The following is a 23608-nucleotide window of genomic DNA, read 5'->3' as shown; positions in this document are numbered from 1 at the left end:
CTAACCCAACCTACATTTTGGCGTATAAGACCTCGGAGTCTTGCAATGAATAATCGATATTTAACACCACTAACCATTCTGTCCCTGGCTAGTCTAATTGCCTGTACGCCGACTCGCGTCGGCGATCAAGTAGCGCTCAATAGCCCGGCAATCTGGCAACACGCGCCTATAGTCCAATCCACCGAAGCAGTTGACCTAAAGACTTGGTGGCAAGGTTTCAACGATCCCTTGCTGAACGAGTTGATAGACCAAGCCTTGGCCGCCAACCACGATCTGAAAATCGCCACCGCTCGCGTCCGCGAAGCCAGCGCGATGGTCACCGTTGCCGAAGCGGCGTTGTATCCCAGCCTGGATTTCTCACTGTCCGGCAGCCGGGAAAAACGCATCGACCGAATCGTCGGCGTGCCTAGCGGGCAAGGTATCAAATTGATTACGCCGACCGCAGATGCGGTCAGCGGCGGCTTGGCGGCGCGCTGGGAAATCGACGTGTTCGGCGGCCGGCATCTCGAAGCGGAAGCCGCCGCCGCGCAAGCCGAAGGCAGCCAGGAAGGCTTGCATGCGGCGCAAGTCGGTCTGTTGGCGCAGGTGGCGACCAATTATCTGGAACTGCGCGGTGTGCAGCAACGCATAGGCATTCTGCAAAACAATATTGCCTTGCAACGCGAACGCTTGCGGACATTGCAGGCATTTGTTAAAGCCGGACTGGCTAACGAGGCAGACCTTGCCCGTCAGCAAACCTTGTTGCAGGGTACCGAGGCGATGCTGCCGGGTTTGGTTAACGCCGAGCAAAACCTGATCCATCGTTTGGGCGTGTTATTGGGCGAGCAGCCGGAGAGCCTAGGAAACCGCTTGGCCGCTGTTGGCCCGTTACCCAAGCAAGCGCCGGCCATGCCGAACCTGCTGCCGGCCGATTTGTTGACACAGCGGCCGGATCTGCGCCTGGCGCAAACCGAAGTCAGCGCGGCGGCGGCCAGCCTGGGTTCGGCGCGGGCCGATCTTTATCCGAAGCTGGTGCTGTCGGCCAGCGGCGGTCTCGGCGCGCTGGCGGTCGGCGGTTTTCCGAGTCTGGCCGATAGCGTTTATGCGCTGGGCTCGGGCCTTTCCGCGCCGATCTTCAACGCCGGTCGCATCCGCGCCTATATCACCGCCGCCGATGCCCGGCTGGAACAAGTCGCGGCCAATTACGAGAAAACCTTTTTGCTGGCGTTGGAAGATGTGGAAAACGCTTTCGTCGCCCATCGTTCCGCCGCGGATAGCTCAGGCCGATTGACCGAAGCGGAAGCCTCGGCGGAAAAAGCTTACCGGCTGGTCGATGCGCTGTATCAGCGCGGTGCAGCTACCTATCTCGCCGTTCTGGATGCGCAGCGCAGCAAGCTGGAACTCAGCGATGAACGTGCCAAAGCCGAAACAGCGGTCAGCGTAGCGATGGTGTCGCTATACCGGGCTTTCGGCGGCGGTTGGGTGCTTGATTCGCCGGTAAACGCCATCGAAAATGCCTCGGCACGCTAATCGACGTCGGTTAGGGCATGCGGGGGCGGTACTTGGGAAGGCGCGGAAGATAAACAAGGATAAGATGACCTTACCAACCGTTAAATTCGATAAGGTCAGATCGGGCGTCCGACCAAATTAGATGGCGTTTAATATCTCATCAATCAATTCGGGACCTCGATAGATTAAGCCGCTATAAATCTGCACCAAGCTGGCGCCGGCGGCTAATTTCTCCTGGGCGTCCGCGCCGCTCAATATGCCGCCGGCTGCAATAATCGGTAGTTTGCCTTGTAATTCCGCCGCCAAACCGTTTACGACGCGAGTCGAACTATCCTTGACCGGCGCACCACTCAAGCCGCCTGCTTCGTCGGCGTGAATATGGCCTTGAATTTTATCGCGGGCGATGGTGGTGTTGGTGGCAATCACACCGTCGATAGCAAATTCCAACAGCAATGCCGCGATGTGGCTGATTTCCTCATCACTTAAATCCGGGGCGATTTTCACCGCGATGGGTGTGTATTTGCCCTGCGCCGCCTGAAGTTTCAGTTGTTCTTCCTTCAACGCGCTTAACAATTGCTTGATCTCGTCGCCTTGTTGCAATTGGCGTAAGTTCTTGGTGTTGGGCGAGGAAATATTAATGGTGATGTAGCTTGCCGCGGTGTAGCTTTTCCGCAAGCCGATCAGATAGTCTTCGGTAGCTTTCTCTAAAGGAGTGTCGGCGTTTTTGCCGATATTGATGCCCAAAATGCCGCGATACTGGCATTTGCCGACTTGTGCCAGTAAATGGTCGATACCCAGATTATTAAAGCCCATCCGATTGATGATGGCTTGATGTTCAGGCAGACGGAATAGGCGTGGCTTGGGGTTGCCGGGTTGCGGGCGTGGGGTGACGGTGCCGATTTCGATAAAGCCAAAACCTAGCTCGGCCAGCGCATCGATGTAATCACCGTTTTTATCCAGGCCGGCGGCCAGTCCCAGCGGATTCTTGAAATGCAAGCCCATCACATCGACCGGTTTGTCCGGCGCGGCCGGCCGGGTCAGGGTGCTGACGCCGCTGGCATGGGCAACTTGCAGCAGTTGCAGGGTGGCATGGTGGGCGGTTTCCGGCGGCAGCGAAAACAGCAAGGGACGTAGCAAGGGATACAGGTTCATGGTGGCGGCAGGCGTTTGGGTAAGTAGGGGCTGGGATTCAGCGCGGTTGGTCGGTTCAGCATGAGATCGCTCAACAAGCGGGCGGCCGCGGGGCCCATCACCAAGCCGTTGCGAAAATGTCCGGCGTTGACGTACAGATTGTCGATATCGGGATGGGGGCCGATATACGGGACTCCGTCGGGGCTGCCGGGACGCAAGCCGGCCCAATGATGAGCGACCGGGAAGTCTTTCAAAGCCGGCAGCAATCGTGTCGCGAATTCGAAAAGCGCCCGGCCGGCCGATTCGGTCGTCGCTTTCTCAAAGCCGGCTTGCTCCACGGTGCTGCCGGCCAGGATGCGGCCGTCACCGCGCGGAATCAGGTAGTGATCGCCGTCGAGCACCATGCAGGGTAGGGTTTCCGGTTCGGCCTCGAACAGCAGCATTTGCCCGCGTACCGGCTGAATGCGCAAATCCAGCGCTTGCTCGGGTAGCAAAGCATTTAGTAAGTTGGCCGTCCAGGCGCCGGCGCTGACCACGAGCTCCCGCATAGCCAGTGTGCGGTCGGCGGTTTGCACTTTTGCGGCTCGGCGGCCGCGTATCGTCAGCGAAGTAATGTCGGCATTCTCGATAAACTCGACGCCTTGTTGGCGTAGCCAAGCTTGCAGCGATTTCAGCAACCGAGGATTGCGGGCTTGGGCAATGTCCGGTAGCCATAACGGTTCCTGCCAGTCGGCATGCAGCCCTGCGGCGAAGTCTGTCGGCGGTGTTTGATGGCGAATGGCGTAGCGCTCGCACCACGCCGTGGCGGCTGCATGGTCGGGGTTTTGGCTGATCAGCATGCCGCAATCCCGCCATTCCGGATCGATGCCGGTCGCTTGGTGCAGCTCGCGGCACAGCTGCGGATAGGTTTCGATACTGGCTGTCGCCAGTTTGGAAATGGCGTCGGCTTGTCGCCAAGGGTAAATCGGCAGCAAAATGCCGCCGCCGGCCCAGGACGCTTCCCGACCCGCGAGGGATTTGTCGATGATGGCGACATCGCGTCCGGCCAGGCGGAGTTCGCGCGCGGCCAGCAGGCCGCTGATGCCGCCGCCGATGATGAGTATGTCCAGATTTTGCGTCATGCGGGTGCGGAAGATTGGCAAGGGCGAATCTTTTTTAAGTTATCACGAAGCCGGCCCGTCGCGGAATAGGTGGGTTGGCTTTCGCGGAGTGTAAAAAAACAAACGGCTGTTGTGAAAAATAGACAAACATTGAATATAGATTATGATTTTGATGTAAATCAATGAATTCTAATTAAATTTTAATTCGCAAAAAAAAGACGTAAAACTTGTACGGCTGGTTTTTTGCTGCTATTATTGCCCGCGTGAAGAAATCCTGTGTTGCATTCCAGCCAATGCAGTCTTAACAATAACAACCCTTGGGGGGAACGACTATGAGTTTTACCAAAACCAAATTAGCGCTAGGCGTTGCTGCGGCGACTTTGACACTGGTTGGCGCGCAAGCCCAAGCAGCGGGCGCCAGCGCCGAGCGCGTGGCCGATGCCGCCGCTAGAAAAACCGAAGCGTTGGAAGCTCAAATGCAACAAATGGCTGAACAAATGCAAGCCATGCAAGCCGAGTTGAACCGGGTTAAAACGGCTTCTTCCGCTAAATCCTCTACCGAAACCGCCAAAATCCAAGAGTTAGATCATTGGATGGCGTCTGTTAAATCAGCTCCCGAAACCTCGCATGCCAAAGATAATTTGGTTGCAGTCCGTGGTGGTTGGCAAAAACTGGATCACGCCCGTGGAGACAACGACAGCGTTCTGAACGATGGCGCATTGCTGTCTAACAATATGAATTCAGATGGCTTTTACTTTGGCGGTGCGTTTGACTTTAATGTCAACAACGATTTATTCGGCTTGATGGATGACACTTCATTCGGCGTTGAGATTGGTGTTGAGTACTCTGAGTTTGGTAAAGGCTTGAATACACTGGGTACCGTGACTGCGGTAAATGCGACTGTAAGTCCGCATCAGTCCACCGATTCTCGCTTGCGGATCAACGCTTCACCAAAAATCAAATTCATGCACGACAGCAAATTGCGTCCATGGATCATCCCCGTCGGTCTTGATATCAATATTCTGGGTGTTCCTTCCAACGCGGTTTCCGTGTTGAACGCCGGCATGCAATTCGGCGGTGGTGTGGAATACGATATTTTCAGAGGTATCACTCTGGGTACCGATGTTCGTTACCATTATTCAACGAGCAAAGTTGATGGTACGCCAACCGACGGTTTCAGTACTGGCGGTTACGTTGGTTTCAAATTTTAATTTGTAAACCCCGCGTTACCCAAAAAGGGAAGGTGTCAAAGCCTTCCCTTTTTTTATGCTCAATTGGTTATCGGCGCATTAGGATGGCTTTGGCTTGCAACTTGTTCGTGGTGGCATCTTGATATTCCGCTGAGTCAGCCACCGGGCCCCAAAGGCGGGCGCCCGCCTGTGCCAAATTGACCGGTTTCTCGTTGACGAATTCGTAAAATCCGCGTTCGCTTAGCTCGCGGCCGAAACCGGAGTTGTTGAGTCTGCCGAACGGCAGTTCCGGCGCGGTCCGCGCCGGTTGGTTGACGAACACTATGCCGCAGTCGATTTGCGCGGCAACGGCGCGCCCACGCTCGATACCGGCCATGAATACCTAAGTGCCGAGGCCGAAGGGTGTAGCATTCGCTAACGCAATCGCGCTTGCCGTGCTGTCGACGACGTGGAAAGCTGCGGCCGGATCGAACAATTCCCGGTTAAACACCGGATTGCGTTCGTCTATCCCCGTAATCACCGTGGGTTCCATAAAATAGCCGGGCCGGTCGAGGCGGTCGCCGCCCAATCCGATCGCCGCTCCGGCTTGGCGGGCCCGATCGATTTACTCCAGCAGCAGGTTCGAGGTTTTTTCCGAAGCCAGCGGTGCTTCGGCATGCTCGCTCGGCACCGGCGACGGCGCTCTCCCGTTCCGCGTCTGATATTGCGGGATAGCTGGCGATGAGTTCACCGCTGGCGAGGTTGATGGATTGGTAACTCAAGGTGGAGTCCCGATTCAAGATGGCGAAAGGCCGGCCCGCGCGGAGCCGGCCGCATTCGGTTTAGGCGCGATCGGTCAGGCCCGGCGTCAGCATCAGGTTGACCGGCAGTTTCTCCTGTAGCGTGTAAGGACTGGCCTTGTTCTCGGCCACCCAGCGCTTTTCGGCGACCGATTCGAACGGCGGCGGCAATTCGCCTTGCAGCGACCACAAATCGAACGGCGTTTCGTCGATCGAAATTTCCCAGTCGTAACCGCGCTCCTTCACATACGGGGCGACTACGGCGTCCAGGGTGCGGATCCACCATTCGCGTAGGATAGGCCCGGGAATGGTTCTGGCGATCTGGTCCACCTTGAAGCGAACGAATTGGTTATGCGGTTTGCCGCCGACGTAGCAATTGCCCTTATCGATGGCCTCGAACAGGATTACGACGTAAAACTTGGGGATGGGCACGCCGGCGTAGATGCCGGTGATGCGCTCGGCGAGTTCTTGTTTGTCTTCGGCACTGAAGGCGCCGGTCGGATGGTAGACTTTCCACAAAGGCATGGTGATTCTCCTGAATTTGAAGTATTGGGACGGGCCGGTTTGGGGGCCGCTAAAATCCGAATTCGGTCGCCTGGCGCCGGCGGCGATCCGAACTCGGGCGACGCGTCGTTAGTCCAGGTTTGCGAAATCCTTGGGGGGATGCAAGCCGAATGGCGGCGTCGGGGATTACTTTAGGCCGGCTGGAGCCAAGCGTAAAATGGCGAATATTCATACGCGGATGAATATTTTCGATGCCGGTCTTCCCGGCGCGTCGTTAACATTCCGCGGTTTTGGGTATTCCGACCATGGCCGATTTACGCAGCTTCGATTTGAATTTACTGGTCGCTTTCGATTGGCTGATGCGAGAACGTAGCGTGTCGCGGGCAGCGGAGAAAATGTTCATCAGTCAGTCGGCGATGAGCCATGTACTGCAGCGCTTACGGCAACAGTTGGAAGACCCGTTGCTGGTGAAAACCCCGGCCGGCATGGTGCCTACCGCGCGGGCCTTGGCACTGGTCGATCCGGTCTCCGTGGTGCTGAAAGAGGTGGAAGGTTTGATCAGGGCGCCGGCCCCGTTCGATCCGGCTGGCAGCCGGCGCGCGTTCGCGATTGCCGCCACCGATTACGTGGAAGCCTTGCTCTTGCCTAAACTGGCACCGCGCATCGCCCGTCAGGCGCCGGGCGTGGACATTCGTTTCAAACGTACCAGTAGCCGGTTTCCGCTCGATGCGTTGGAACAAGGCGAAATCGATCTGGTGTTGGGTTTCGAGGTGATGCTGAATCCGCCGAAGCATCTGCATTGTCTGGCCTTGTTCGACGATTGCATGGTTTGCGTGGCGCGGGTCGGTCATCCGGTCGTGAATCGGGAATTGACGCTGGAGCAATACATCGGCTTGCCGCACATCATGCTGTCTGGCGCCGGCTCCGGTAGCGGCCAAGTTGATAGTTGGCTGGCCGAGCGCGGTCTGGAGCGGCGGGTGGCATTGACGGTTTCGCATTTTCTGTCGGCGCCGTTGATTGTGGCCCAAACCGATATGGTCATGGCCTTTCCTAAGCGTACCGCCTTGCAAATCGCGCAAAACCAGCCTCTGCAATGGGTGCCGTTACCGTTGGATTTGCCGGATTACGCCACGGTCATGGTCTGGCATCCGTTGCAAGACCAGGAGCCGGCCAACCGTTGGTTGCGCAGCGAGATCCGCGCCGCTTGCGTCGAGTTGACGGCTTAAACGAATCGCGGCTCGCCCAGTTCCGGAAAGTAGCGCGACTGCATGCGCCGGCAGTAATCGGTCAAGGCCGGTTGCGCCAGCGCATAGTCCTTGACCGGCGAGGCAACAGGGCAGGCCAGTAGGTTGATCAAGATGCCGTAGGCGGACGCGTCGACGCTGGCGGGTTGCTCGCCGAGCAAATAGGGTTGGTCCGCTAAGGCAGCGGCCAACGCGGCCACGTCCTGCCGGCCCAACTCGAATATTTGTGCGGCCGGTAAGCGACCGATGCCGTGGCCGCGAATCTGGCTTTTGATCCGCAGGCGGTAAAGGCTGGCGACCCCGTCGGCAAGGAGCGGCGGCAGGCTTCGAAAAATTGCCTGTTTGTTGATGCGCCAATTCTCCGCCCCGGTTTGCCAGCGGCTGTACATGCAGACCCAATACAAATGCTCTTCCAGCAGCCGTTGCCAGGCAAGGGCTTGGGCTTTTTGCCGGTCGGAAAGGGTTTGGTCCGGCCGGTTGCCGAAATTCTGTTGCAGATGGGCGATGATGATCCGGCTATCGGCGATTTTGCGGCCGTCGTGGTCGATGTAGGGCAATTTGCCTAGCGGCGCGTATATCGGTAGCGTTTCCACGATCCGGTACTCGATTTCGGCCATCCGCAGATAGGTTTCCAGCTTCGTGCAAAACTGGCCGGGGTTGGGGATATGCCAGGCTCTGGGAAATTGATGAAGAACAATCATTTGTTGTTTCGTCTAGGTTTTGGGGCATTTCGTAGTCGGTCATTTCCGAGGGTAGCGGGCCATTGGGAGTAGTCGGTTTTACAGGCCTGATGCGAGTTTCTCTGATGTTATACTACACAGATTCGATTTGATTGAGATGGCGGCACTTGTCAATCGGTTGTCTCAAAAATCCGTCGCCGCTGTCGGTGCCTTTTTATCCTGCCGATGCCCGAAAAATGACTTCCCGGCCAACGAAATCAAAAACCGAGCGCGCGCCGATTCCTTCACATGCCGAGTGCCAAGCGCTTAACTCGGTTCGTTTAACAGCGTTGAATTAAATGATGAGAACGCTTTACCCTGAAATATCGCCCTTTCACAGCTTCTTTCTCGACACGGATTCGATGCATCGGGTGTATGTCGAACAATCCGGCAATCCCGCTGGTATCCCGGTGATCTTTCTGCACGGTGGACCGTGTTCCGGTACCAAGCCGGAACATCGGCGCTACTTCGATCCGGAGCGCTATCACATCGTCTTGCTCGACCAACGCGGCTGCGGCCAGTCTCTGCCGTTTGGCGAGTTGGCGGCGAATACAGCGCTGGATTTGGTCGACGACATCGAGCGGATCAGAATTCGCTTGCGCGTGGAACGGTGGTTGCTGTTTGGCGGTTCGTGGGGGGCTACCTTGGCTTTGCTTTATGCGCAGCGTTTCCCCGAAAAGGTCTCGGGCATGGTGCTGCGGGGCGTGTTTTTGGCGCGTGCGGCCGATATGGATTGGTTTCTCGGCAATGGCGCCAATCGGATTTATCCGCAAGCTTGGCAAGGTTTGCTGGATAGTGTCGATGCCAAGGAGAAACAGGAGGTTCTGCCTAATCTGTTGAGCTCGGTATTCGGTGGCGACGGGAGCCTTGCCCGGCGCGCGGCGAAAGGTTGGCAGGACTGGGGCGGCCAGGTCGCTTTGGGTAATGAGTTCATCGCGAGTGCAGAGCCGGCCGGTGAACGTGAGGTGTTGCAAGTCAGGATGGAGCTGCATTACGCCCGAAATCGCTATTTTCTCTCTGAAAATCAGCTATTGGCGAATTGCGGACTCTTGAGCGAGATTCCCTGTTCGATCATCCACGGGCAGAACGATTTAACCTGTCCGTTGGAGGCGGGTTGGGCCTTACATCGCGCATTGCCTCATGCCGAATATATCGTGCTGCCCAACGCCGGACACGTTGCTCGCGGCGAGGAAATGATCGGCGCCTTGGTGGCGGCGGCCGATCGGATGGCTGGGCTGTTGGGCTAAAACATGGCGGATACGAAAAAACGCTTGGTGATCGCAATGACCGGCGCAACCGGCGCTATCTACGGTATCAGGATGCTGGAGATACTCCGAGAACGGCCGGAATGGGAAACGCACCTGGTGATTTCCTCGGCGGGGCTGGTCAATCTGAAATACGAATTGGACATGGATAGGGCGGCGCTGTATGCGCTCGCCGACGTGACGCACGGCATCAACGATATTGCCTCCAGTATTGCAAGCGGCTCCTTCAAGACCGAGGGAGTTGTCATTGCGCCGTGTTCGATGAAAACCCTGGCGGCGGTGGCGCACGGTTTTGGCGACAATCTGATTTCGCGGGCGGCCGACGTGGCACTGAAGGAACGCCGTAAAACAGTGCTGGTGCCCCGCGAAACCCCGTTAAATTTGGCGCACATCCGCAACATGGCGGCGGTTACCGAGATGGGCGGCATCATATTTCCGCCGATGCCGGCGTTTTACAATAAATCCGATTCGCTGCGGGCAATGGTTGACGAGGGGGTCGGCCGCATATTGGATATGTTCGGCGTCGATGCCGCCGGTCTGTATAAGCCCTGGATCGGCCTGGAAGGCTGAGTCGCGATCAAATCCAATCGATTCCCGGAGTTTTTTGCGTTTATTTGGCCCGTCGCGAATTGACAGGGTGCCGGTTCTGATTTAGAGTTGCCGCACTCGATTATTTTGCCCGTCAACAAAGGCTTGCTAGGCTCTCGAATCTTGCTGGGAAACGGGAGCTTTGTTGTAAGGGTCGCCTTAAAAACAATAACTGTAACTATAACAATCGGAGCACATAAGTATGGCAAGACCATTAATTCAAATGGCGTTGGACTCACTGGATTTCGACCAAACCGTTGCGTTGGCCGACAAAGTCGCACCTTACGTCGATATCTTCGAAATCGGTACCCCTTGCATCAAATACAACGGTATCAATCTGGTCAAGGAATTGAGACAACGTTTCCCTAACCAACTGCTGCTGGTTGACCTGAAAACCATGGATGCCGGCGAATACGAAGCCGGTGCTTTCTACGCTGCCGGCGCGGACATCTGCACCGTATTGGGCGTTTCCGGTCTGGCTACCATTGGTGGCGTGATCAAAGCGGCTAAAAAATATAGCGCCGAAGTTCAAGTCGACCTGATCAACGTACCTAACAAAGGCGAATGCGCTCGCGAATCCGCGAAATTGGGCGCGCAAATCATGGGTGTTCACACCGGTTTGGACGCACAAGCGGCCGGCCAAACGCCTTTCACAGACTTGGCTGAAGTTGCCAACCTGGGCCTGAACGTTCGCGTTTCCGTTGCCGGCGGTATCAAACCAGCCACTATCGATCAAACCGTTAAAGCCGGTGCTAACATCATCGTGGTCGGCGCGGCAATCTACGGTGCCGCATGCCCTGCGACCGCGGCAAAAGAAATCCGCGAACTGGTTGACGCCGCGTCTGCATAAGACTGTCTTGGCAAGACCTAAGCGTTAACAGTAAGTAGCAAGGACGGGTGGCTAACGCCACTCGTCCTTTCTTACGTTTTAAACCCCAGTTTTTGAAAAGCGGTGCCAAGAGCACCCGCTGTCATTATCGATATTTAAAGGAGATACACCAATGCCTTCGCGCCGAGACTTAGCGAACGCCATACGCGCACTCAGCATGGACGCCGTCCAAAAAGCCAACTCCGGCCACCCTGGTGCGCCAATGGGCATGGCCGACATCGCTGAAGTATTGTGGAACGATTTTCTGAGCCACAACCCCACCAATCCCAAATGGCCGAATCGCGACCGCTTCGTGCTGTCCAACGGTCACGGCTCCATGCTGATTTACTCGCTGTTGCACCTGAGCGGCTATAACCTGCCGATCGACCAGTTGAAACAGTTCCGTCAACTGCACTCCAAAACCCCGGGTCACCCCGAATACGGCTACACCGACGGCGTCGAAACCACCACCGGTCCTTTGGGCCAAGGCATCACCAATGCCGTCGGTTTCGCCATCGCCGAACGCGCGCTGGCCGGTCAATTCAACCGTCCCGGCCACGACATCGTCGACCACCACACCTACGTGTTCCTGGGCGACGGCTGCCTGATGGAAGGCATCTCCCACGAAGCCTGCTCGCTGGCCGGCTCCATGGGCCTGGGTAAACTGATCGCCATCTACGACGACAACAACATCTCCATCGACGGCGAAGTCCGCGGTCACGGCGACGTCCACGGCTGGTTCCTGGACGACACCCCGAAACGCTTCGAAGCCTACGGCTGGCACGTCATCCCCAAAGTCGACGGCCACGACCCCGAAGCCGTGAAAAAAGCCATCGAAGCCGCTAAAGCCGTCACCGACAAACCATCCATCATCTGCTGCCAAACCATCATCGGTTTCGGCTCGCCGAACAAACAAGGCAAGGAAGAATGCCACGGAGCCGCCCTCGGTGAAGCCGAAGTCGCCGCCACCCGTGAAAAACTCGGATGGTCGCACGCCCCATTCGAAATCCCCGCCGACATCTACGCCGGATGGGACGCCAAAGCCAAGGGCGCCGAACGCGAAGCCGCCTGGAACGCCCAATTCGCCGCCTACCAAGCCGCGCATCCGGCCCTGGCCGCCGAATTCGAACGCCGCGTCGTCAAAGGCCAACTGCCCGGCGACTGGAGCGAAAAAGCCAACGCCTTCATCGCCGACGTCAACGCCAAAGCCGAAACCATCGCCAGCCGCAAAGCCTCGCAAAACACCCTGAACGGCTTCGGCCCACTGTTGCCCGAACTCTTGGGCGGCTCCGCCGACCTGGCCGGTTCCAACCTGACCCTGTGGAAAGGCTGCAAAGACATCAACGCTGCGGGCCACGACGGCAACTACGCCTACTACGGCGTGCGCGAGTTCGGCATGAGCGCCATCATGAACGGCATCGCCCTGCACGGCGGCTTCAAACCCTACGGCGCCACCTTCCTGATGTTCTCGGAATACGCCCGTAACGCGTTGCGGATGGCCGCGCTGATGAAAGCGCCGACCATCTTCGTCTACACCCACGACTCCATCGGTCTGGGCGAAGACGGCCCGACCCACCAACCGATCGAACAAACCGCCACGTTGCGCATGATCCCCAACATGCAAGTCTGGCGTCCGTGCGACGCGGTGGAATCGGCGGTCAGCTGGAAAGCCGCGATCGAACGCACCGACGGCCCGAGCACCCTGATCTTCTCCCGGCAAAACCTGCCGCACATGCCGCGCAGCCAAGCCCAGATCGACGCGATCGCCAAAGGCGGCTACATCCTGAGCGGCGAAGGCAATCCGGACGCCATCATCATCGCCACCGGCTCCGAAGTCGAACTGGCGGCGAAAGCGGCCGAAGCGTTGAGCGCCAAAGGCAAAAACATCCGCGTGGTGTCCATGCCGTCGACCAACGTGTTCGAAGCGCAAGATCAGGCGTACAAAGACAGCGTACTGCCGCCGAGCGTGACCGCGCGAGTGGTAGTCGAAGCCGGCGTGACCGATAGCTGGTGGAAATACGCGGGCAGCCAAGGCCGAGTGGTTGGCCTGGACCGCTTCGGCGAATCGGCCCCGGCCGGCCAACTCTTCAAAGAGTTCGGCTTTACCGTGGATAATGTCGTCGCTAATGTGGACGCCGTGCTTTAATAGCCGGTAACTTGTCAAACGTCCCTGTCCGCCGGGCAGGGGCGATTCATACGGAAGAGGAAGGTGAGCACTATGAAAAGCGTGGAATTGAAACGAGGATTTTTCGTTGCGTTACTGTTGACCGCCGCGGCCGCGCAGGCCCAGGACTATCCGGCGGCCGATTTTCAGCCCAAGGTGGTTTACCGCGATCCGGCGCTTGCCGAAGCCGCGCCGACCGCGAGCTCGGCTCCGACAAGCGCCGCAGCGGTGCCGTGCGTCAATCAGCAGGCGCAGACGCAATCGGAAGCCGATCCCAAATATCCGGCCTCCAGCTTTCAACCCAAAGTCGTGTTTAGCGGCACCGGGTCGTAATACTCAGTTCGGCGGGCCAGGCTTGCGGCGCGGTTCGGGTTAATCCAACCGGCCAGTTCAGGTTGACCGGTCGATTAAAATAACAACGATAACATTCAGGAGTATTCTCAAATGGCAAATAATAGTTTGATGAATAGCTTATTCGGCTTGTTGCCGAGCTTTTTCTTCGATAAGCCCGGCGGTGGCGGTACCTCCGAGGGTAATAGCGAAGACGGAGGCACGCAATTGACCGGCGTGGCGCGTTACCTACAACGGCTGGAGCCGCAAACGGCCGACGACGAACCGGCATTGACCGGCGTGGCTCGCTATCTGGCGGCTCTTGAGCCGGCGGCGGTCGAGCCGGAAGCGGAGGCCGAAGCAGAAGTGATTGAGGAGGAGGTCGTCGAAGCCGTCGAGGTTGTCGAGCCCGAGCCGGTACCGACCGGTGTCGAAAAGTATTTGAGTCTGCAAGCTGAACATCCGGTTACCCGAGTCGCTAAGTATCTGATCAAGGAATCAATCCAGTCCAAGGCCGCGCCGATTACCGGCGTATCCAAATACGTCACCATGCACGATAGGGAAGACCATTCGGTAACCGGGGTTGCCAAATATGTTATTCGGCAAAATATGGCCGAATCTCCAGCGGTGACTGGCGTCGCTAAATACGTGCTAAAAAAAGACTTGGCGGCTAAGGATGTGCCGGCGGCAACCTCCGTTAGCAAGTACTTGGCTAAGCAGGCGCTGGTTTCCAAGGATGTACCTGTTTTGAGCGGCGTCGAAAAATATCTGGCTCGGCAAGACAAGTTATTGAAAGAGCAGGCGCCGTTAACCGGGGTCGCCAAATTCGTTGCCGAACAGGAGTTGGCTGCGCGTAAAGCCGCGGCGTTGGCTTTGGTGGCTCGCTACGCCGAAGCGGAAGCCAAATTGCAAGCTGAAAAAGCGGAGGCATTGATGAAGCAGGAACAAGCCGAGGAAATCGCATTTGCCGCCGAAGTCATTGTCGAAGGTTCGGCGGTGGATCGCTATCTGGCCCGTCAATCCGCGGCGGCCGAACTGGCGCCGAAGCCAACCGGTGTCGCTAAATATTTGGCCAGACAATTGCAACTGCAAAGCCAGGCCGCGCCGGTTACCGGCGTGGCGCGTTATTTAGCCAAGCAATCCGTCTTAGCTAAACAATTGCCGACATTGACCGGTGTTGCCAAGTATGTCGCCAAGCAGCGGCTGGAAGTCAAGCCCGAGGTGGTGGTCAGTACGGTTTCCAAATATCTTGCGAAACACGCCGTCGAAGAAAAGGCCGCCGGCGAAGTGACTGGGGTCGCCAAATACATGGCCAAGCAGGAAGTGGCGGATAGAGAGGTGCCTAGCGTGTCAGGCGTGTCAAAATACGTAGCCAGACAGGCGTTACAATCCGACGAAGTTAGCTATACCAGAACGACCGGTGTCGAGAAGTACTTGCGCAAGCAGGGCTAATCCCGCTTGACGGCACCCAAAGCCGGCGTACTCTTTTCGGGACGCCGGTTTTTTTTCGCCGAAATTCGGCGGCTTTTTATCGTCAAGTGGCGGAGACGTCCCGTTGCGTAGGTAAAAAACAACATTCCCTAGGTAACAGCCAAAATCATGCTACTCTTGGAGGGCTAACTTTGGCCAGTATTCTTTCAACGCGTCGTGAGCATTTCCCAACCCACCGACATTCAAATTGCTCTTAAACTCTGTAAAGGGGCTTTTTTATCCGCCGCCGGTTTTAGCTTGATTATCAATATGTTGATGTTGACCTCGCCGTTGTATATGCTGCAAGTATATGACCGAGTGGTGGCGACCGGAAATCTGTCGACCTTGCTGATGTTGAGCTTGATCATGTTGATTTTGTTCGCGACGATGAGCGGTTTGGAATGGGTCCGTTCCCAGATACTGGTAAGGGTCAGTAGCCGTTTGGAGCTGCTGTTAAACGAACGATTGTTTCAGGTCGCTTACAAACAAGCGCTGTATTCCGGCGGACAGAGGGCGACATCGCAGCCGCTAGACGATCTGACCGCGTTGCGTCAATTTTTGACCGGCAATGGCTTGTTCGCATTTTTCGATGCGCCGTGGATGCCGATCTATCTCGGCGTGATGTTCATTTTTCACCCGCTATATGGTTGGTTTGCAGTCGCGACGGCAGTTTTGATGGTCTTGATTGCCGTCGTCAACGAAAAAGTCACCGCCGCGACTTTGGACGAGGCCAACAAGGTGGCGATAGCCGGACGGGCCTTGGTGAATAAAAACCTCCGCAATGCCGAAGTAATCGAATCGATGGGCATGGCTGAGAATATCAAACAGCGCTGGCTGGCGGCCGCTAACCACGTCTTGATTTTGCAAGGACTCGCGAGTTCGCGCGCCGGCTTGGTCGGGGCGTTTTCCAAGGTAATCAGGCTGGCGTCGCAGTCGCTCATTTTGGGCTTGGGAGCTTATCTGGTGATACAAAAAGAAATCACCCCAGGATTGATGATCGCCGGTTCGATATTGTTGGGGCGCTCGATCGCGCCTATCGACATGTTGATCGCCAACTGGAAGGGATTTGTCAATGCGCGCGGTCAATATCGGCGGTTGAATGAAATCTTGCAGCGGATTCCCGCCGAACCCACGCGAATGACCTTACCTACACCGCGCGGCAGTTTTCAGTTGGAGGGCGCCGTCGTAACGCCGCCCGGCGCTAACGCGCCGGTGATCAAAGGGATAAGCTTAGCGATCAATGCCGGCGACATCGTCGGCGTTCTCGGCGCTAGCGGCGCCGGTAAATCGACGTTGGCTCGCGCCTTGCTCGGCATCTGGCCCACCTCCGGCGGGAAGATCCGCCTGGATCAGGCCGATGTCCATGCCTGGAATCGCAATGAATTGGGGCCTTACCTAGGTTATTTGCCGCAGGATATAGAATTGTTCGAAGGCACGATCGGCGAAAATATCGCCCGGTTTGGCGAAGTCGATGCAGTTAAAGTCGTCGAGGCGGCGAAAATGGCCGGCGTGCATGACCTGATATTGCATTTGCCCAACGGCTACGACACCGTCATCGGCGCAAACGGCGGCGCTTTGTCGGGCGGTCAGCGTCAACGTATCGGGCTGGCGCGGGCTCTTTACGGCGAGCCCGTCGTCGTCGTGCTCGACGAACCCAATTCGAATTTGGACGAACAAGGCGAGCAGGCGCTGGCTCAAGCGCTGGTTTTGCTGAAACAAAAGGGGGCTACCGTGATTCTGATTACCCATCGAAACAGCGTTTTGTCCAACGTGGATAAGTTAATGATCTTGAATGAAGGCAAGTTGGCGGTTTACGGGCCGCGAGACCAAGTGCTCGCCCATTTGCAACAACAAGCCCAGTCGCAAGCGTCGTGACCGGTATCGATCGCTTTGCCCGCCCATGGATGTGAAGAATTTGTCCCCGTCCGTCAAACCGAGCGCCGTAATGACGCCGGTCGTCGACGATAGGCCGATACGCCTGATCGGCGTCATCATTTTGTTAGTGGCGTTTAGTTTATTCGCGCTGTGGAGTTATTGGGCGCCGATCGACGGGGCGGCGTTGGCCTCCGGCGTCATCACCGTCAAATCTCACCGTAAAACCGTGCAGCACCTGGACGGCGGCATCGTGCATCAAATCTTCGTCAAGGACGGCGACATCGTCCGGGAAGGCGATATTTTGCTGACGCTGGACGGTACCGAAGCCCGCTCGCAATTGGAAGTACTTCGAGGCCAATCGATCACGCTGTCCGCGCAATTGGCCCGATTGGAAGCCGAGCGCGATCGGAAAGCCCGCATTGAATTCCCCGACAATTTGAGCCGCTTGGACGATAGCCGCGTCGCGGAAGCCAGAACTAGCGAGACCGAGCTATTTTCAGCCAGGCGTGTGGCCTTCGAAGGGCAAATTTCGGTTCTGAAACAAAAGATCAACCAGCTCAGTACGCAAATCGTCGGGATTAAAGGTCAGCGCCAGAGCAAGCAAGCATTGTCCGAGTCTTACGGCGAAGAGGCGAAGGATTTAAAAGAGTTGTTGGCCGAGGGGTTTGCCGACAAACAACGCTTGCGTGACACCGAACGCAATCATGCCAGTAACTCGGGCGACATCGCTTCGTTAACGTCGCAGATCGCGGCCGCCGAAATTCAGATCGGCGAAACCAAGCTGGAGATACTGCAGCTCGAAAAGAAGTTTCAAGAAGAGGTGTCCGAGAAATTGAGCGAAGTTCAATCCCAGCTATTCGACGTTAATCAACGCTTGGCGGCGACCGCCGACAAGGTTAGCCGGATCGAGATCAAGGCTCCGGTTGGCGGGCGGGTGATGGGTTTGGCGATACATACCCAGGGCGGCGTGGTGATGGCTGGCAGTCCAATACTCGACATCGTGCCGCAACAAGAAGATTTGATCATCGATGCGCGGGTATCGCCGTTGGACATCGATCGGATACGTTTGGGCTTGGTCGCCGAGGTCAGGTTCAGTGCGTTTAAGCAAGCGTTGACGCCGACTACCGAAGGTAAGGTTATTCATATTTCGGCCGATCGTTTCGTCGATGAAAAGGCCGACGCAGCTTATTATCAGGCCGAGGTGGAATTGACGCCGGAGAGCTTGCAAAAACTGAAAAACCTGGAATTGGTACCCGGCATGCCGGTGGAGGTGATGATCCGGACCGGCGAGCGCACCGTCGTGGAGTATCTGATGCAACCCATCACCGACGCGTTCGCGCGGGCTTTCCGAGAGGATTGAGCGATGCGCTCGACTAAGTTGATCTTGTTGGGCTTGGCTGTTACGTTGGCGGGTCGGGCATGCGCCGACGACTTGCTGACGGTGTATCAGCAAGCATTGCAGGCGGCACCGTCGCTTAAGTCGGCCGACGTCAAAGTCGATATCGGCGCTGCGCAAACCGGCCAAGCCTTGGGCCAAATGCTGCCGCAAGTTACCGGAACCGCGAATTGGTCGGAAAATCGGTTGAACGTGCGAAATAGCGATTTGAGTTATTCGGGCACTCGTTATTATCTGTCGCTGAATCAGACACTGATCGATTTTGCCAAATTCTGGACCTGGCGGCGGGCGCGGGTAGCCGAATCGCAATACGAACTCGAGCGCACCGATGTGAGCAATCTTTTAATGTTCAGTGTCGTTGAACGCTACTTTGGCGTTTTGGAAGCGGAGGATCAACTTCGCTTCATTCAAACCGAGAAGCTTGCGATTCAACAGCAATTGCAGCAGGTGCAAAAGCGGTTTGCCAAGCAGTTAGTCAAAATCACCGATGTTTACGAGGTCGAAGCGCAACTGGATAAAATCGAGGCGGACCAAATCGAAGCCGAAAGCTTGGTTTCCTCGGCTAAGCAAAACTTGAGGGAGTTGACCAACCAGGAGCCGGACAGTCTACTAACCTTGCGCGAAAACATTGAATACAAGGAATTGGAAGGTAAGTTGGACGACTGGATCGCCGTGGCAACAAACGATAATCCGGCCCTGGCCGCGCAGCAGAAAGCCATCGAGGCGGCCGACAACGACCTCGTCGCCCAGAAATCCCGCCACCTACCGGTGGTCGACCTACAGCTTAACTACTACGATACCAACACCGGTTATCAAAGTACCCTGCTGTCCAATCAAACCCAAACTCAAGTCGCGGCGATTAACGTCAACGTGCCGATCTTTAGCGGCGGTACGACCATGCATCAGGTTCGCGAAGCGGAAAGCCGCTTGGCACTGAATCGCCACGCCGAGGAAGAAAAGTTACGGACCGTGGTCAAGGAAACCAGCGATGCGTTTTTGACGTCGAACGCCAACGTCAGGCGGATTAAGGCTTCGATCAAGGCGTTGGAATCCGCTCAAAAGTCCCACGATGCGATGCAGAGTGCCTATAAATACGGTGTTGCCACCATCGGTGACGTTTTAGTCGCCCAGCAAACCGAGTTTCGAGCCAGGCGCGATTTGTTGCAGAGCAAATACGCGTATATTAAAAATCGCTTCAGATTTTTACAGGCCATCGGCGCTATCAGCGAGGAAAACTTGCAGGAAGTCAATACTTGGTTGGAGAAGCCGGTGCAAGCTTCTTCAGTCCCGAACCCTGAAAAATAGCCGCGCGATTTTGGTTATCACGCTTGGGTATATCCCGGTAATTCCGGCGAACTCTCGGCTAGCCGCACCGAGAGCTTCGAACCGGACGTGTGTTAGCGGTGAAAGCCGGCGATGGCATCGATAACCGTGTCCACTTCGGTGTCGAGCATGCCTGGCCACATGGGTAGGCTCAGGCACTCTTGAGCAAGTTTCTCGGCAATCGGCAATGAAAATTCGGCAAACTCAGGATAACAAGCCTGGCGATGCGGAGGAATAGGGTAGTGAATCATCGTGCCAATTCCGGCGGCCTGCAAATGCTGCTGTAAGGCGTCGCGTTGGGGACTTAATACGACGTACAAGTGCCAAACCGGATCCGCCCAGTCCGGGACAAACGGCCGGATTAGATTTGAATCTCGCTGAATCAGGCTGTCGAATCCGACGTGGTAGCGGCGTGCGATTTCCCGCCGTTGCCGATTGTTTTCATCCAATACCTTGAGTTTGACACGTAAGAAAGCGGCTTGTAATTCATCCAGGCGGCTGTTTTGACCCAGTGTGTCGTGTTGGTATTTGATCGTGGAGCCGTAATTGCGAAGTCGCCGAATTTTTTCGGCCAATTCTCTATCGTTGGTGACCACGGCGCCGGCATCGCCGAGCGCGCCCAAATTCTTGCCGGGATAGAAGCTGGTGGCGGCCGCATGGCCCAGGCTACCGGCTTTTTTGCCGTAATATAACGCGCCTTGCGCTTGCGCGGCATCCTCCAGAACGAACAGCTGGTGCTTATCGGCGATGCGCATAACGGCATCCATATCGGCGACCTGGCCGTACAGATGGACCGGAATGATGGCTCGAGTGCGCGAGGTCACCGCCGCTTCGATACGCGACGGGTCCAAATTGTAAGTGCGAGCATCGGGCTCGACCGGGATGATGGTTGCTCCGGTGCGGGTAACCGCCAACCAGGTTGCAATAAACGTGTTGGACGGCACGATAACCTCATCGCCGACGCCTATTCCTTGGGCGGAAAGTGCCAACGCTAATGCATCGAGTCCGTTACCGACGCCCACGCAATGTTCGGCTTCGCAATAGCTGGCGAATTCCGCTTCGAACCGCTCGACTTCTTCGCCGAGAATGAACCAACCGGAGGCCAAGACGCGTTTAAAGCTTTGCTCCAACTCGTTTTGCAATGCCAGATTGGGCGTTTTTAAATCCAGAAACGGAATCATCGGCGCTTTTCTCTAGCGGCCTTCAGGAAGACGTCGTAGTCGCGGTAATAATCTTCTTCGGTGTAAAACTCCGAAGCCAGGACCAAGCAGACCGCGCCGGATGAAAAATTGTCCAAGTCGCGCCACATGCCTGGGGCGATATATAAGCCGTAATAGGAGCGATTTAAATGAAACAGTTTCTTTTCGAAGCCGTCGTCCAAGGTTACGTCAAAGCTGCCCGACATCGCGATCATCAGTTGCTGTAATGTCTTATGACCATGCGCGGCGCGCGTCGCGCCGCCGGGAACATCATACAAGTAATAAGTACGCTTGATCTCGAACGGAACATGGCGCCCCGCCTCGATAAAGGTCAAGTTGCCGCGGGCATCCGGGATGCGGGGTAATTCGATGATTTTGCAATCGTTAATCGACATTTTCTTCTCCGGTTAATGGGATCTCGAAGAACTCATGTACGGTTCCTCCTCCGCCAAATTCCGTTTTGAATTTATAAAGTCCCTCATTCAGCACTTTGCCGGCCTGTTCGTTGCAGATACCGAAATCGAGCCAACGCTTTCCGTCGCTGACGGCCTTGGTAATGCAGAAGTCGAACACCGCGTCCAGTGCGGAAAATTGATAGCCGATGTCATTCGCGGCGATATATTGGGTATGAATACAGGTCGCGGTGATAAACAATAAAACGCCGGCGACGACTTGGTCTTGGTGGGTGCCGCAAACGATTTGAATTTGATCGGGAAAACGCTCGGCGAGCATCGTGATTTCGCTCAAGCTATGAACCGGCCCGGTGCCATGTTTTCGCGCCAAATTCTCGGTTAATACCTGCCAAAATTCGCCCAGTAGGGCCATGTCTCCGGATAAGCCTATCTGATTTTTCCGCGCTTTATTCAAACTGCGCCGCCGCCGTTCGCTGATCCGCCCGCGCGGCGTCGTCAGGTCAATCGAGCTCGAGAGATCGCAGCGGTAGCGGTGCGCGTTGAGTCGGAACAGCGCGTATAGATCGTCTTGCGCCGGTTGGCGGTGATAAAAGGCCGGTACCGCCTTGTACAATAGGCGTTGTTTGCATTGGCTTCGATAATAGCGGCAACAGGTCCGCAGGGCTTCTATCATCCGCTCCCCACGTAGTTGGCCCTGCTGCACGATGCCCCCGTAAGTCGCGCCGGGATGGCTGACCACGCAAGCTTCATCGTCCGGTTGCAAGGCAGCCGGCAACAGGCCCAGCCAGCCATGTTCGTCGTAGATGATCAGCGATTGGTCGACGAAACGACTACCGTGATAGGATAAAAACCGCCGGGTATGCAGTAGCGTGGATTGCAGCGAATCGTCGCAAAAGCTATCCCAATCCTCGGCGTCCGCTTCGCCGTAAGCACGCACTTGTAACGTCATTCCCGCTCCAGCCGCGCGCAGGCAAAGCCATCGCGTCCAAAGTGGTTGCCGTTATAAAACACGTAGAGCTGCTCGCCAATCTGGATAGGCGCCGCGTACATAATCGCATCCGAATCGAATTCGCCGGGCGAAACGTCCAGGTTCAGATGCGCATCCATGCGCCGCCAATGTATCCCGTCCGCCGACTCCGCATAACCTAATCGGTAGGCGGCGAAAGACCGCCGGCGCACCGAGTAAAATAGCCGAAACCCGCCGCCGGGTTTTCTGATCACGCAGGGGCGGCCGAAGCCGTGCTCGTCGGCTTCCTCGACACGAAGCTGCACCTGGCCGTGGCTGGGGAAATGCACGCCGTCCTTGGATTCGACATAACGCAAATCGTAAACCGGCATGCTTTTACCGTTCAACTCGATCCAGTCGCTACCCGCCACGTACCACAACCGGACGACGCCTTGATCGAGCAAGGCCCAGGGGCCGCCGCGAATATGCCGCTCTTGGTCGGAGCGTTCCAACACCGGAACGCTGGAATGGCGGTGGAAAGTTTCGCCGCCGTCGTCGCTGATGGCTAGCCCGGTTAACAGGCGGTAGCGGATTTTGGTACCCAATTCGAAACCGGCGTAATACAGAAACAGGCGTTGGCCGCCCATCGGTAGCACCGAGCACGTCAGCAAACCGTTCTCGTCGAAGCTTCCTGGGGTACCCAGGTCTAGTAGCGGGCGTTCGGAGACCCGCAATACTCGGGTGGGATCGTTGGCATCCACATCGACGAAACCCGGTCTACCCAAACCGTTGGCGTCGCAGAAAGTCACGAAAACCCGGATCACCTCGGGCGATATTTGCAATGGAGTCGGTACCATCGCATGGCTGGTTGCCCAATCCTGGTCGCCGGGAGGCGCATAAACGATGCCGAGTTTTCGCCAGTGCATCGTCATGCTTTAACCTTGAAAAAACGGAGCGAGCTGACTTTGGATGGTGCAGGCATTGCCGCTCCGTACAAAGCGCCGTCTTCGGTGTTTTGCGTTAGCACGATACCCGGCCCGATCCAGTTGTCCTTGCCTATCGTCAAATTGTTCGCGAGCGTGGAGTTCACGCCTAAAAAGCTGTTTTCACCAATGTGGCAGAAACCGGAGATGACGACGTGAGAGGAGATAAAACAATGATCGCCGAGCGAGGAATGATGGCCGATATGGTTGCCGCTCCATAAAATAACGTCGTTACCGATGCTGACAAAAGGTTGCACGGTATTGTCTTCGAAAATAAAACAATGCTCGCCGATCCGGGCATTGGGCCAAACGAACGCGCGAGTACTGATGTAAGACGCCAATCGATATCCGGCGGCTTTTGCCTGCTGCGTCAGGCGAGCGCGCAGACGGTTTAGCTGGGTATAGGTGACCGCCACGAATACATCGTGATCGGCTGGCGAAAAATGCTCCGTCATGGATTCGAACGGCATCAGCGGCAAACCGTTCTTGGTGTCGCCCGTTAAAAAGGCGCTTTCCACCGCAAAGCCGACCACGCTATATGGGCTATCGGCTTCGAAATATTCTTGGGCGATGTCGGCGAATCCGGATGCGCCGACAATAATCAGTTTTCGTTGTTTCATGGCGGTATTCATC

At 56.4% G+C, this 23608-nt stretch carries 21 protein-coding genes and 1 pseudogene; 12 read left to right on the top strand and 10 right to left on the bottom strand.

All coding sequences use genetic code 11. From position 1 onward, the window contains the following. Positions 1-45: 45 nt before the first annotated feature. Positions 46-1509: a TolC family protein gene (locus ACQE3E_RS20310; RefSeq protein WP_313730494.1), complete on the top strand. Its 1464-nt coding sequence runs from the start codon at positions 46-48 to the stop codon at positions 1507-1509. Positions 1510-1626: 117 nt separating this feature from the next. Here the strand turns inward: ACQE3E_RS20310 and ACQE3E_RS20305 are convergent, their stop codons facing one another. Both ACQE3E_RS20305 and thiO read right to left on the bottom strand, forming a co-directional pair. Then, positions 1627-2640 carry a quinone-dependent dihydroorotate dehydrogenase gene (locus ACQE3E_RS20305; protein WP_313730495.1) on the bottom strand — a complete coding sequence of 338 codons (1014 nt, stop codon included), beginning with the start codon at positions 2638-2640 and terminating at the stop codon, positions 1627-1629. Further along, positions 2637-3740 (bottom strand): glycine oxidase ThiO, encoded by a 1104-nt coding sequence (gene thiO / locus ACQE3E_RS20300; protein ID WP_313730496.1) that lies wholly within the window; start codon positions 3738-3740, stop codon positions 2637-2639. Before thiO ends, ACQE3E_RS20305 begins: the two co-directional genes overlap by 4 nt. A 311-nt stretch (positions 3741-4051) precedes the next feature. Between thiO and ACQE3E_RS20295 the strand changes: the two genes are divergently transcribed. Further along, positions 4052-4930 (top strand): hypothetical protein, encoded by an 879-nt coding sequence (locus tag ACQE3E_RS20295; RefSeq protein WP_064024507.1) that lies wholly within the window; start codon positions 4052-4054, stop codon positions 4928-4930. A 67-nt stretch (positions 4931-4997) separates the two neighbouring features. On the opposite strand, the pseudogene ACQE3E_RS20290 reads toward ACQE3E_RS20295, so the two are convergent. Together ACQE3E_RS20290 and ACQE3E_RS20285 are read right to left on the bottom strand one after the other, a co-directional pair. Then, positions 4998-5513: pseudogene (locus tag ACQE3E_RS20290) on the bottom strand (aldehyde dehydrogenase family protein). 217 nt (positions 5514-5730) lie between these two features. Further along, positions 5731-6213, bottom strand: a complete 483-nt coding sequence (locus tag ACQE3E_RS20285) for a tautomerase family protein (protein ID WP_313730497.1) — start codon at positions 6211-6213, stop codon at positions 5731-5733. A 284-nt stretch (positions 6214-6497) separates the two neighbouring features. Here ACQE3E_RS20285 and ACQE3E_RS20280 point away from each other — a divergent pair, with 284 nt between their 5' ends. Further along, complete coding sequence (locus ACQE3E_RS20280) at positions 6498-7418, top strand: LysR family transcriptional regulator (RefSeq protein WP_313730498.1); 921 nt, start codon at positions 6498-6500, stop codon at positions 7416-7418. Here the strand turns inward: ACQE3E_RS20280 and ACQE3E_RS20275 are convergent. After that, complete coding sequence (locus tag ACQE3E_RS20275) at positions 7415-8137, bottom strand: glutathione S-transferase family protein (protein ID WP_313730499.1); 723 nt, start codon at positions 8135-8137, stop codon at positions 7415-7417. The two genes, ACQE3E_RS20280 and ACQE3E_RS20275, sit on opposite strands and share 4 nt — an antisense overlap. 320 nt (positions 8138-8457) lie before the next feature. Between ACQE3E_RS20275 and pip the strand changes: the two genes are divergently transcribed. The 9 genes from pip to ACQE3E_RS20230 all read left to right on the top strand — a co-directional run bounded on the left by pip (position 8458) and on the right by ACQE3E_RS20230 (position 19416). After that, a complete protein-coding gene (pip, locus tag ACQE3E_RS20270; RefSeq protein ID WP_409521132.1) occupies positions 8458-9402 on the top strand; it encodes a prolyl aminopeptidase in 945 nt (314 codons plus the stop codon). Positions 9403-9405: 3 nt separating this feature from the next. Then, a complete protein-coding gene (locus tag ACQE3E_RS20265; protein WP_313730501.1) occupies positions 9406-9990 on the top strand; it encodes a UbiX family flavin prenyltransferase in 585 nt (194 codons plus the stop codon). 220 nt (positions 9991-10210) lie between these two features. After that, on the top strand, positions 10211-10858 hold the full coding sequence (gene hxlA, locus ACQE3E_RS20260; RefSeq protein ID WP_064024493.1) for a 3-hexulose-6-phosphate synthase: 648 nt from the start codon (positions 10211-10213) through the stop codon (positions 10856-10858). A gap of 151 nt (positions 10859-11009) precedes the next feature. Then, positions 11010-13022: a transketolase gene (gene tkt, locus ACQE3E_RS20255; RefSeq protein WP_313730502.1), complete on the top strand. Its 2013-nt coding sequence runs from the start codon at positions 11010-11012 to the stop codon at positions 13020-13022. A 72-nt stretch (positions 13023-13094) separates the two neighbouring features. Beyond that, positions 13095-13373, top strand: a complete 279-nt coding sequence (locus tag ACQE3E_RS20250; RefSeq protein ID WP_064031736.1) for a hypothetical protein — start codon at positions 13095-13097, stop codon at positions 13371-13373. A 111-nt stretch (positions 13374-13484) separates the two neighbouring features. Continuing rightward, positions 13485-14822: a hypothetical protein gene (locus ACQE3E_RS20245; protein ID WP_313730503.1), complete on the top strand. Its 1338-nt coding sequence runs from the start codon at positions 13485-13487 to the stop codon at positions 14820-14822. A 195-nt stretch (positions 14823-15017) separates the two neighbouring features. After that, complete coding sequence (locus tag ACQE3E_RS20240) at positions 15018-16715, top strand: type I secretion system permease/ATPase (protein ID WP_313730504.1); 1698 nt, start codon at positions 15018-15020, stop codon at positions 16713-16715. 70 nt (positions 16716-16785) lie between these two features. Next, on the top strand, positions 16786-18075 hold the full coding sequence (locus ACQE3E_RS20235) for an HlyD family type I secretion periplasmic adaptor subunit (RefSeq protein WP_313730505.1): 1290 nt from the start codon (positions 16786-16788) through the stop codon (positions 18073-18075). Positions 18076-18078: 3 nt separating this feature from the next. Next, positions 18079-19416, top strand: a complete 1338-nt coding sequence (locus ACQE3E_RS20230; protein WP_313730506.1) for a TolC family outer membrane protein — start codon at positions 18079-18081, stop codon at positions 19414-19416. Between the two features lie 92 nt (positions 19417-19508). On the opposite strand, the gene ACQE3E_RS20225 is transcribed toward ACQE3E_RS20230, so the two are convergent. The 5 genes from ACQE3E_RS20225 to ACQE3E_RS20205 are packed head-to-tail and all read right to left on the bottom strand — an operon-like array spanning position 19509 to position 23595. Next, on the bottom strand, positions 19509-20615 hold the full coding sequence (locus ACQE3E_RS20225) for a DegT/DnrJ/EryC1/StrS family aminotransferase (RefSeq protein WP_313730507.1): 1107 nt from the start codon (positions 20613-20615) through the stop codon (positions 19509-19511). Continuing rightward, positions 20612-21028, bottom strand: coding sequence for a sugar 3,4-ketoisomerase (locus tag ACQE3E_RS20220; RefSeq protein ID WP_064031731.1), 417 nt, complete (start codon positions 21026-21028; stop codon positions 20612-20614). The genes ACQE3E_RS20225 and ACQE3E_RS20220 overlap by 4 nt, the downstream gene beginning before the upstream one ends. Beyond that, positions 21018-21995: a GNAT family N-acetyltransferase gene (locus ACQE3E_RS20215; RefSeq protein WP_313730508.1), complete on the bottom strand. Its 978-nt coding sequence runs from the start codon at positions 21993-21995 to the stop codon at positions 21018-21020. The genes ACQE3E_RS20220 and ACQE3E_RS20215 overlap by 11 nt, the downstream gene beginning before the upstream one ends. Beyond that, complete coding sequence (locus ACQE3E_RS20210) at positions 21992-22924, bottom strand: hypothetical protein (protein WP_313730509.1); 933 nt, start codon at positions 22922-22924, stop codon at positions 21992-21994. Before ACQE3E_RS20210 ends, ACQE3E_RS20215 begins: the two co-directional genes overlap by 4 nt. Continuing rightward, positions 22921-23595 carry an acetyltransferase gene (locus ACQE3E_RS20205; protein ID WP_313730510.1) on the bottom strand — a complete coding sequence of 225 codons (675 nt, stop codon included), beginning with the start codon at positions 23593-23595 and terminating at the stop codon, positions 22921-22923. Before ACQE3E_RS20205 ends, ACQE3E_RS20210 begins: the two co-directional genes overlap by 4 nt. Between the last annotated feature and the right edge of the window lie 13 nt (positions 23596-23608).

The sequence above is a fragment of the Methylomonas sp. MED-D genome, from assembly GCF_050276835.1.
GTDB lineage: Bacteria > Pseudomonadota > Gammaproteobacteria > Methylococcales > Methylomonadaceae > Methylomonas > Methylomonas koyamae_A.
The sequence above is the reverse complement of the archived record's forward strand: the minus strand, read 5'-3'. Positions and strand labels throughout refer to the sequence as shown.

Excerpts from the sequence above, each read along its gene's own strand:
- ACQE3E_RS20310 (WP_313730494.1), top strand. The coding sequence starts at position 46 with ATGAATAATCGATATTTAACACCACTAACCATTCTGTCCCTGGCTAGT.
- ACQE3E_RS20305 (WP_313730495.1), bottom strand. The coding sequence starts at position 2,640 with ATGAACCTGTATCCCTTGCTACGTCCCTTGCTGTTTTCGCTGCCGCCG.
- thiO (WP_313730496.1), bottom strand. The coding sequence starts at position 3,740 with ATGACGCAAAATCTGGACATACTCATCATCGGCGGCGGCATCAGCGGC.
- ACQE3E_RS20295 (WP_064024507.1), top strand. The coding sequence starts at position 4,052 with ATGAGTTTTACCAAAACCAAATTAGCGCTAGGCGTTGCTGCGGCGACT.
- ACQE3E_RS20285 (WP_313730497.1), bottom strand. The coding sequence starts at position 6,213 with ATGCCTTTGTGGAAAGTCTACCATCCGACCGGCGCCTTCAGTGCCGAA.
- ACQE3E_RS20280 (WP_313730498.1), top strand. The coding sequence starts at position 6,498 with ATGGCCGATTTACGCAGCTTCGATTTGAATTTACTGGTCGCTTTCGAT.
- ACQE3E_RS20275 (WP_313730499.1), bottom strand. The coding sequence starts at position 8,137 with ATGATTGTTCTTCATCAATTTCCCAGAGCCTGGCATATCCCCAACCCC.
- pip (WP_409521132.1), top strand. The coding sequence starts at position 8,458 with ATGAGAACGCTTTACCCTGAAATATCGCCCTTTCACAGCTTCTTTCTC.
- ACQE3E_RS20265 (WP_313730501.1), top strand. The coding sequence starts at position 9,406 with ATGGCGGATACGAAAAAACGCTTGGTGATCGCAATGACCGGCGCAACC.
- hxlA (WP_064024493.1), top strand. The coding sequence starts at position 10,211 with ATGGCAAGACCATTAATTCAAATGGCGTTGGACTCACTGGATTTCGAC.
- tkt (WP_313730502.1), top strand. The coding sequence starts at position 11,010 with ATGCCTTCGCGCCGAGACTTAGCGAACGCCATACGCGCACTCAGCATG.
- ACQE3E_RS20250 (WP_064031736.1), top strand. The coding sequence starts at position 13,095 with ATGAAAAGCGTGGAATTGAAACGAGGATTTTTCGTTGCGTTACTGTTG.
- ACQE3E_RS20245 (WP_313730503.1), top strand. The coding sequence starts at position 13,485 with ATGGCAAATAATAGTTTGATGAATAGCTTATTCGGCTTGTTGCCGAGC.
- ACQE3E_RS20235 (WP_313730505.1), top strand. The coding sequence starts at position 16,786 with ATGACGCCGGTCGTCGACGATAGGCCGATACGCCTGATCGGCGTCATC.
- ACQE3E_RS20230 (WP_313730506.1), top strand. The coding sequence starts at position 18,079 with ATGCGCTCGACTAAGTTGATCTTGTTGGGCTTGGCTGTTACGTTGGCG.
- ACQE3E_RS20225 (WP_313730507.1), bottom strand. The coding sequence starts at position 20,615 with ATGATTCCGTTTCTGGATTTAAAAACGCCCAATCTGGCATTGCAAAAC.
- ACQE3E_RS20220 (WP_064031731.1), bottom strand. The coding sequence starts at position 21,028 with ATGTCGATTAACGATTGCAAAATCATCGAATTACCCCGCATCCCGGAT.
- ACQE3E_RS20215 (WP_313730508.1), bottom strand. The coding sequence starts at position 21,995 with ATGACGTTACAAGTGCGTGCTTACGGCGAAGCGGACGCCGAGGATTGG.
- ACQE3E_RS20210 (WP_313730509.1), bottom strand. The coding sequence starts at position 22,924 with ATGACGATGCACTGGCGAAAACTCGGCATCGTTTATGCGCCTCCCGGC.
- ACQE3E_RS20205 (WP_313730510.1), bottom strand. The coding sequence starts at position 23,595 with ATGAAACAACGAAAACTGATTATTGTCGGCGCATCCGGATTCGCCGAC.